Raw genomic sequence first — 9,140 nt, forward strand, 5'->3', positions numbered from 1 at the left:
TTGGCATGGTGGGAATTTAGTTTCCTTATGGCATACAGCCTAAAAACGTATGGGTTCTACTCGATTTGTAAACCGTAAAGCAATTAAATATGGAAAAGTCTTTACACTTTAAGATGAAAGGAATCAGCCCTTTTGACCGGCTCTTTCCCCGTAAACCCAAACAACCTATTTAAACCTATTTTTTCCCCCGATTGCTTCCCGAAGGACTTTAATTGCCTTCGGGAACCACCGCTACTGATCGGGGGGTGACGTAAATCCAGAAGGAGCTGATCGACTGCAGCGTATCATTTTTCCTTCGATTCTAATCTATTTCTTAATTCAAGACCGACCGATTCCGATGGCTATTGGGATCAGGACTGGAAAAGGTGTGTGCTTTCAGCAGACCGAGGTTTGATCGTCTTTTTTTGGATTATTCAGCTTCCTGCCTGTCTCTTCCATGCCCCCTTCCAGAAACAGCGGAGTCATCTGGGGTGAACCCATTTGAGAGGTGAGTCTCCACATCGAACTCCCGGTCTTTAACCTCTAACGAGCATGAAAAAAACACTACTTCCATGCTTCCTGGCATTGCTATGCCTATTTGGAAGCGAACTCAAGAGCCAAGTTGCTTGGTCACCGGAGGCGGATTTTCCCCACGGACACTATCTCCACCGGGGTGGGAATACCCATCCAGCTGATTTCCCCATGGACATATTTGGTTTAGTTGATAGCGACCAGGGCAGGAGTGCAGGGGAAAGGGCCCTCAGCCCGGACCCCGCACCTGTCCCAGTCTTCCCCGGCCAAAGGGAACAGAAAGCAGGAAATCAGGAATCGGACCCGGAAAGTCCGGATTCTTGGGCCGCCTGTTTTGATTCTTCTCAGAATCATCCCATTGCCCCAACCCGGGCAAAAGAAGCCGCTTTCCCGGTGGCGGCGAATCACCCTGGGCGGGAGGAGTACAGCACTCCCGCCCAAAAGGGGGAAGACTCTCCTTTTACACTAAGGATTGAAGTCAATGCCTCGGATACTGCCGAACTATCTCTTCAGCTAATCCATGACCAATTGGATTCCAAATTCGGATACCAAAGCATCAAAAATGTAAAGCTGGAGACCACTCCAGGTTCACTATTGGAAGGAATTCCCAGGCATAGATCCGCAACCGTTCAGGTACCCACCGCTTCCCCCTTCAGCAGGCTGAAAATCGCCAGCCGCAATCAGGAAATAGTCAAGGACCTCTGGATTCAACCCGGAGACTCTTTGGCTCTGAGATGGGACAATGAAAGCCGAAAATTGTGGGTATGGGGTCCCAGTGCCCCAAAAGTTAAAATCCAGCTGGAGCTCCTCCAGGTAGAGGAGGAAATGAAAATCCAACTCAGCCCCGCCATGATCATTTCCGATTCCATGGCCATGATCTCTAGTGCTGATCAAAAGAAGCGGTATCAAAATACAATTCAGGAATACCGTCCGGGATGGAACAGGAAAATCAGCTGGGCACAGACAGAGAGCCAAAAAATACAACGTGCGGACCAGCTTTTGGATTTGGCCAGCAACAAGCACCCAGTTCTTACCCAATTGGAGGCGTATCAAAACCGGTTGAATCCGGCGCTATTTCATTGGCTTCAGTCATTCTGGACGGGAAGACTGCTCAAACCGGCTTTGGAATTTGTCAGAATCTGCAGGCCACAGGCTGGAGAATGGGGTGAACTGATCCTCAATAATGGTCTTCAGGCAGAGGAGTATGCTGCTGATTTTTCAGGAGCGCTTTTTCCACAGGAATTCGTGGAGGCCCTCTACCTGGAACAGGTTATTCTGGGCAACCTAAGCGGAGTTTCCTTTGAGCACCTTTCAGAAGCCCTTCCCGATGCGCTCAGGAATCAAGTGAATGCATTCTACCTACTTCGGGAATATAAAAGTCTGGAGGATCCGGACTCCCTATTCAAGGCAACTTTAGCTTCCTCCAAATCGGAAGCAATAAATACCCATTTAACTCAAGTCTATCAGAATAATTTGAGAGGACGGGAATTTACCGCAGAACCATTGGAGGATAGAAATGGGGTAGAAGTCAGCCCGGAAACCTGGAAAGGAAAATTGGTATTTCTGGATTTCTGGCTGACCGGATGCGGAGCCTGCCTGAGTTTTGCCAGTGATCAGTTCCTTCCGGTAGTGCAGGAATGGAAGGATCATCCCGATCTTCTTTTTGTCACCATATCCGGAGACAGAGATCGGAATAGATGGCTTAAAAGCGTCGAAAGTGGGAAATATACTTCGGAAGAAAGCCTTAACCTCTACTCAGGAGGACCGGAGCACCCCTTACTCAAAAAATTTCAGATCAGATCTTTCCCCACCCAAATCCTTCTGGATCCCAAAGGAAAAATCCTGCAGACGGGAAACTTCCCAACAACCCCTGAAGGATGGTCGGATTTATTGGAAAACTACCTGAACACGGGTTCCAACCCTTCAAATTCTACCCCAACCAAAACTCCATTGCCATGAAAAAAATACATAATAAAAGACTGCCCAAACTGGCAGTTACCTTGATTTTCTGTTTGCTGTGCTGGTTTACGGCAACTGCCCAAAATACGGAGCGTAAATTCACTGTTTCGGGCAAACTGACCGATGACTCGACCAAAGATCCGCTTCCCGGAGCTTTCATTCTGGTCAGTGGACAAGCAGCCTCAGCCGTTTCGGATGAAGCGGGCTTATATTCCCTGTCACTTCCAAAAGGGAACTATGAATTGACCGTCAGTTTTGTAGGTTTTAAGTCTATTCAGCAGGATATCGAACTGGAGGCTGATCTGAAGATGGACTTTGCACTGATACCGGAGGATTTCAGCCTGTCCGAAGTAGAAGTGGTCTCTACCGGATATCAGGAGATTCCCAAAGAAAGAGTAACGGGATCCTTCGTGCAGCTCGATCAAGACTTGGTCAACCGCAGGGTGAGCACCTCCATTTTGGACAGGATAGAAGACGTATCCAGCGGGGTGATATTCAACCGGACCACGGGGGGCTCCGATCCCATCAATATCCGGGGAAGGGCAACGCTGTTTGGCAACACCACCCCGCTTATTGTGATAGACAACCTTCCCTATGAAGGTTCCCTGGAGTCAATCAACCCCAATGATGTGGAGTCAATCACCATTTTAAAGGATGCCGCGGCTGCTTCCATCTGGGGAGCCAGGGCCGGCAACGGGGTTATCGTAATCACCACCAAGTCCGGGAAGTTTGACCAGCCCCTCCGGTTTTCTTTTCAGGCCAATACCAACCTGATTGAAAAACCCGATTTATTCTATGCACCCCAGATGGAGATCAATGATTTTATCGCACAGGAAAGATCCCTGTTTGATGCGGGATATTACAACTCCATGATCACCTCAATTGCCAGACCGCCCCTGTCCCCGGTGGTGGAGACCTTACTTCAGGTGCGAGAGGGGACTCTGTCAGCCGCCGAAGGGGATCGGATGTTGTCAGAATTGGGAAGATATGACAGCAGAAGAGAACTTTTAAATTATTACTACCGGCCGGCAGTCAATCAGCAATATGCTTTTCAGGCTTCAGGAGGAGGAGCCGCCCATCATTTTAATTTTTCGGGTGGTTTTGATCGCAATGCGGCAAGTGTAATCGGAAATGAGGAGGACAGGGTAACCCTAAATGCCAGACAAACCTGGAAACTGCTGGGTCAAAAACTTCAAATCTCCACCGGAATCTATCTCAGTAGAGGACGGAGTATTCAGACCACCGAATTACCCAATCCCCGACCCTATGAGCGGTTGGCTGATGAGTCTGGAAATCCACTGCCCATAGTGGCCTCACTCAGTAACCGGTTTGTCGAAAGTACGGCAGACACGGATCTTTTGGATTGGAGATATATCCCGCTCAATGAAATCGGGAAGAGAAACCAGCGCTCAACCTCACTGGATTTCAGAGGAAACCTGGATTTGGTTTACCAAATCCTTCCGGGCTTGCAGGCCGAAGCCCGGTACCAATACTGGACCAACCAGTTGGAACAACGAAATCTGGAATCCCCGGAGCTTTATGAAATCAGGGACCAAATCAACCGCTATACCCAAGTTGGGGAGGACGGAACCCTGTCATTTCCCATCCCCAGGGGAGAACGGTTCACCAGCGGTCATTCAAATTCCATCAGCCATAACCTCAGAACGAATCTTCGATATCATTTAAAAAACAAGGATCACGAATGGAATGCTTTGGCAGGCTGGGAACTTCGGGATCTTACTATCTTATCCGATGAAATGCAATACTTCGGATACGATGACCAAAGAGGTTTGAGTATGCCTGTAGATTATTTTACCCGTTTTCCCCAGTTCCAAAATCCGGGACTTAGCCTGACCATTCCCTATGGCGGGGAACATTCAGGTATTACCGATCGCTACATTTCCTACTTTGGAAATTTGGGCTATTCCTTCAAAAACAAATACCTGTTGACTGCCAGTGCAAGAAAAGACCTGTCAAACCTATTTGGTGTGGAGACCAACCAGAGGGGAGTACCGCTTTGGTCTGCGGGAGCGGGTTGGATCATCAGCGAAGAGGCTTTTTACAACTGGAGCAAGCTGCCCTACTTAAAGTTGAGGCTGACCTATGGGTTCAATGGAAATGCGGATAAAAACACCACCGCCTTTACCACTGTCAACTACAGCAACAATCATCCCTACATTCCCGGGTACCGATACGCCTTCATCTCCAATCCTCCCAATCCCACCCTGCGATGGGAAAGAATTGGAATCTGGAACATGGCCCTTGATTTCGAATCGAAAAGCGGAAGGGTTTCCGGTTCCCTTGAATTTTACAACAAAAACGGGAATGACCTGATCGGGGAGACCGAAGTGCCGGATTCCAACGGAATCTATCAGTATCGGGGGAACTTTTCATCCACCCAAACCAGAGGGTTTGATATCACACTCACTACCCAAAACCTGAAGTCCTCCCTGGATTGGAGTACCCAGTTTTTGATCAGTGGCTGGAAAGACGAAGTCACCGAATTTGAAGGAGCCCGCTCCGCGATCCAGTATTTTGGAAGCAATGCAACCAATGTGATTCCTTTGGAAGGTAGACCCCTATTTTCCATTTATTCCCTTCCATGGGCAGGATTGGATCCTACAAATGGGAATCCGTTGGGATTTTTCAACGAGGAACCCTCGGATAATTACCTAGGGATTCTGACCTCGGCAACCCCGGAGTCCATCCGTTTTCACGGTTCGGCAAGGCCTACCCTTTTCGGTTCTGTCAGAAATAACCTGGCCTGGAAGGGCTTCTCCCTGTCGATGAATATCACGTTCAGATTGGGCTATTATTTCAGGAGAAGTTCGGTGGATTATACGGCCCTATCCAGAGGCCAAGTAACCCATTCCGATTATTCCCTGCGCTGGCAAAACCCGGGTGACGAATTGACTACCCAAGTGCCTTCCCAGCCCCCGGTTTTCAATTCCCTGAGACATACCTTCTATCAGGTTTCCTCGGTTTTGGTGGAGCGGGGCGATCATGTCCGACTTCAGGATATCCGCTTGGGATATTCCTGGTCCAGATCAACCAGTCCGAGTCTTCCGGTTGAGGGAATGGAACTCTATGCCTACTTCAACAATCTGGGATTGATCTGGAAGGCTACTGACCAACCTATAGATCCGGATTTTCCAACCCTAAAACCCCAGCGCAGTGCCGCCATCGGCTTGCGAATCGATTTCTAACCATAAATGACAACACGATGAAAAAATATAGTTTTATCTTCCTGGTCCTTGGACTTTGGTCCTGCGATGGTTTTCTGGACGAAAAGCCCAATAAAACCATAGACTCCCCGACCAGTTTCGAATCCCTACAGGCCATATTGGACAATTCGGGTACCATGAATTTACACCCTGCACTTTCCCTGATTGTAGGAGGGGAGTATTTCTCCGATGATGCAGGAGTAATGGCCCTTCCTCCGTGGCAGCAAAACCTCTACCTGTGGAAATCCCAGCCTTTTCAGATAGATGATCAGGTATTTGATTGGCGGAGTATGTATAATCAAATCCAGCATGCCAATGTAGTGTTGGAGGAGATTGAAAAATTACCTTCTTCAGACCCCCGTTGGAATACGATAAGAGGCTCAGCGCTTTTCTTCAGAGCTCATGCTTATTTCAATATTTATTCTCTTTTTTTGGATGGCCCCAATCTTGAATCGCAGGGTTTGGATGCAAAAGTTCCAATCCGGAAGGGTACGGCGATCACCTTAAGTTCGGAATTCGCAGGGAAGGAAGAAATCATTGATCTGATCAAATCGGATCTCAATGAGGCTGAATCGCTTTTGCCTTCTCAGGCACAATATCCCTTTAAACCCACCAAAGTAGCTGCACAGGCGTTGAAAGCCCGTGTGTTTTTGGCCTGGGAAAACTATGAAGAGGCTTTGCTGGAGGCTGAAAAAGTATTGGGCTCCTATTCGGAGCTTCTAGATTATAATACGTTGGATCCACAGGTGACCTATCCCTTTCCGCTATTTAACGAAGAGGTGATCTGGCAGTCCAGATTGGGAGGATATAGTTTTATGTATTCCCAAACAGCGTTTCAGGTTGATCCGGAATTGTATGAGCTATACGATTCTCTGGACTTGAGAAAAGAATTGTTTTTTGTCACCAGAACAAATGGATTTCTCAATTTTAGAGGGAGCTATGATGGGAGTATTACCCTGTTTTCCGGGATTACCACCGCAGAAATTTACCTGACCTTGGCCGAGAGCTTGGTTCGGACCGGGGATTGGATGACAGGGGTGGATTACCTCAACCAATTCTTAAGCAACAGATATCCTTCGGATATATCACCATTGGAGTTTAGTTCTCCCGAAGAAGCACTTACCCGAATCCTTGAAGAAAGACAAAAAGAGCTTGCATTTCGGGGAATCCGATGGTTGGATTTAAGAAGACTGAATAAAGATCCTGATTTTCAGGTAACCTTAACCAGAAATTTTGAAGGTCAGGAGTATAGGTTGGAGCCAGATGGTGCGGCTTACCTGCTTCCGATTCCGCCCAGAGAGTTGAGTTTTGCCAATTGATTAATCAGGGCAGAGAGAGCTCCTCTGCCCTGAAATCAACCATCAGCCTATGGAATTAAGACAAATTTTTTGTCTGTAGTTCCGATAGGGTTCATCAGATTCGGTTCACTGTATAAACAGGCCTCAGAACCGAGATCACATTGATAATTTACCGGGTTTTGGGGATCGTTGACCCTAACCCAAGTAATGCCACCGTCCGGTGTACCATATTCCGCATCTGAATTTTCACTTGACGGATTGGCGAAATTCATCGCCATGGCCAAGGTTGCTCCCAGCACCATAGCTAGGGCGGGGAGCAGGTTTTTGAATTTAATCATATAAAGTACCCTTTTTTAACAGATCAAAAAGAGCGAAACCGTTTGGGATTCCTTCGGGAAGCAGTATCAGTTGCTTCCTTGGGAACGTGGTTAAAGTGCCTACTCTGTTTCAAGGGTTTTCGGCTTCCCCCGGCAGGTTCATCGGTATTGGCTTGCTTCTCACCCAAGCCATCGAGAAGAATGAACCTGTTATTTTCTTGAGCTATTGTCTCATTTTTATTTCATCTTTTTCCGGATAGGGGCTCATCACCCCTAGGCCGTGGGGCAGTTCAGTACTCGCTGCCCCTAAATTTTTTTCTCAAACTCTTGAAGAGTTTTTCCTAGTTGGAAGTAAGTGTTTGGCGGGACTGGAATAAGCTTCTGATCCCTTGGAGGGATTTTGCTATCTGACTTTAGCTTTTAAGCGGGTCAGATTCGGCTATTCACTGTTCCTTACTTCTTCTTCTTTCATTAGTCATCATTTCTACCTCATGATTCGTTTATTTTTCTTTTTCTTTTTCCTATTTCTATCGATGGTTCATCCTGTGTGCTTGAGCCAACAGGTACCTTTAGATTTGATTTAAGCTGAGTACATCGATTCTTTTCTAATTTTCATTCCATCACGGGTTCTACTATTCCAAAGCCCATATACCGCCAGTCCTATCAATCCCAAATTCAAGACAAAATGCTCTGCCCATCCCAGGCTTTCGATGATCCCCGCACAATTGCAGGGTATCCTGGGAAATGCGCCCAGCCAGATCAATCCCACATAAGTGATAAACACCGTTAGAACCAGCAAGCTCCCAACGTATCCCCACCACCGAGTGACTGAAAAGAGTAGGAGCAGGGCAATTACCAACTCCACCCCGGGAACCACATAGCTCAGGGCTTCTGCCAACTCTCCCGGAAAAGTCTGATTGTGAAAGGCCTTTCGGCTCTGCTCGAATCGGATTATTTTTTCCAAACCGGTGTAGGCCCACACGAGAATCAGAATTAGGGTGGGTACGAGGGCAGTTTGTGAAGGCTTATCCATGGTTTATGTGATCTAGTTTCATCTGTGTATAATTTGTTTTTTAGCGGTCATATGGAATCTCGCAATTCTAATCATCCCGGTGTGTAACGGATACGTCATGCTCGATTTCATCCTTTATTTGATTTTGGCTCTGGCTTTATTTTTTCTCCTTCGATTGAGGCCTTGTTGTCGGGGTCAATCCATGTTTGGTAAAAATGGAAAAAAGGAAGTATTAAAATTCACAAGTTAGGACATGAACCATTTTTTGGTGTCAATGACACTTTTTTCGGGTGTAGCTCTTAGTTTTTCGGTTAAATATTTGGTTTTTAGAATTTTGGCATGTAAAATCCATCATGAACAGGAGAAAAGATAAATTCTTTCCTAGGTTGTATTGACCATTCGGGAAAGAGTTTAAACGCCTTTATAGATATTCTACATTTCTTTGCTGGTAATTGACAAGTTAGATTAAAAAAAGGTATTTTATAATTAATTATTGATAACAGCCTTTTTATAAAAAAAAACTATTTAGAAGTTAAATTATATAGAAAATTATGGATTTTGAAAATGAAATATTGAGTTTGATTAAAACTGGTAAGCTTGACTTGATTTCCACGCATAAGCACCTAAGCATCCCTGTAATCAAGCGTATTTACAAGAAAATGAAACTTAAACTTATATTTGATAGTATTCAGGTCGATAATGAAAACGTTATAATCAATGGACATCATCGATATATTGCTTCCAAGCTGGCTGATTTTAATTTAGACGTATCCACCCGAGCAACCCCGTCTTTGCTTAGTTTGATTTTTTACTAATGAAA

General features: G+C 46.2%; 7 protein-coding genes. 4 read left to right on the forward strand and 3 right to left on the reverse strand.

Annotated elements, in window-relative coordinates; all coding sequences use genetic code 11:
- Positions 1–375: 375 nt before the first annotated feature.
- Positions 376–501, reverse strand: a complete 126-nt coding sequence (locus tag Q0L00_RS16480) for a hypothetical protein (protein WP_297337983.1) — start codon at positions 499–501, stop codon at positions 376–378.
- 30 nt (positions 502–531) lie between these two features.
- On the opposite strand from Q0L00_RS16480, the gene Q0L00_RS16485 reads away from it, so the two are divergent.
- Genes Q0L00_RS16485 through Q0L00_RS16495 form a run of 3 tightly spaced genes read left to right on the forward strand, consistent with a single transcriptional unit; the run spans position 532 to position 7,012 of the window.
- Positions 532–2,469 (forward strand): TlpA disulfide reductase family protein, encoded by a 1,938-nt coding sequence (locus tag Q0L00_RS16485; RefSeq protein WP_297337989.1) that lies wholly within the window; start codon positions 532–534, stop codon positions 2,467–2,469.
- On the forward strand, positions 2,466–5,675 hold the full coding sequence (locus tag Q0L00_RS16490) for a SusC/RagA family TonB-linked outer membrane protein (RefSeq protein WP_297337990.1): 3,210 nt from the start codon (positions 2,466–2,468) through the stop codon (positions 5,673–5,675). The genes Q0L00_RS16485 and Q0L00_RS16490 overlap by 4 nt, the downstream gene beginning before the upstream one ends.
- A gap of 17 nt (positions 5,676–5,692) precedes the next feature.
- Positions 5,693–7,012: a RagB/SusD family nutrient uptake outer membrane protein gene (locus Q0L00_RS16495; RefSeq protein WP_297337991.1), complete on the forward strand. Its 1,320-nt coding sequence runs from the start codon at positions 5,693–5,695 to the stop codon at positions 7,010–7,012.
- Positions 7,013–7,059: 47 nt separating this feature from the next.
- On the opposite strand, the gene Q0L00_RS16500 is transcribed toward Q0L00_RS16495, so the two are convergent.
- Together Q0L00_RS16500 and Q0L00_RS16505 are read right to left on the reverse strand one after the other, a co-directional pair.
- Positions 7,060–7,329, reverse strand: a complete 270-nt coding sequence (locus tag Q0L00_RS16500) for a DUF6520 family protein (RefSeq protein WP_297337992.1) — start codon at positions 7,327–7,329, stop codon at positions 7,060–7,062.
- 559 nt (positions 7,330–7,888) lie between these two features.
- The gene (locus Q0L00_RS16505; protein WP_297337993.1) at positions 7,889–8,341 is read right to left on the reverse strand and encodes a MauE/DoxX family redox-associated membrane protein; all 453 of its coding nucleotides are present in this window, start codon (positions 8,339–8,341) and stop codon (positions 7,889–7,891) included.
- 530 nt (positions 8,342–8,871) lie between these two features.
- Here Q0L00_RS16505 and Q0L00_RS16510 point away from each other — a divergent pair.
- On the forward strand, positions 8,872–9,135 hold the full coding sequence (locus Q0L00_RS16510) for a hypothetical protein (RefSeq protein ID WP_297337994.1): 264 nt from the start codon (positions 8,872–8,874) through the stop codon (positions 9,133–9,135).
- Positions 9,136–9,140 lie beyond the last annotated feature (5 nt).

This window comes from Algoriphagus sp. (assembly GCF_024305035.1).
Lineage (GTDB): Bacteria > Bacteroidota > Bacteroidia > Cytophagales > Cyclobacteriaceae > Algoriphagus.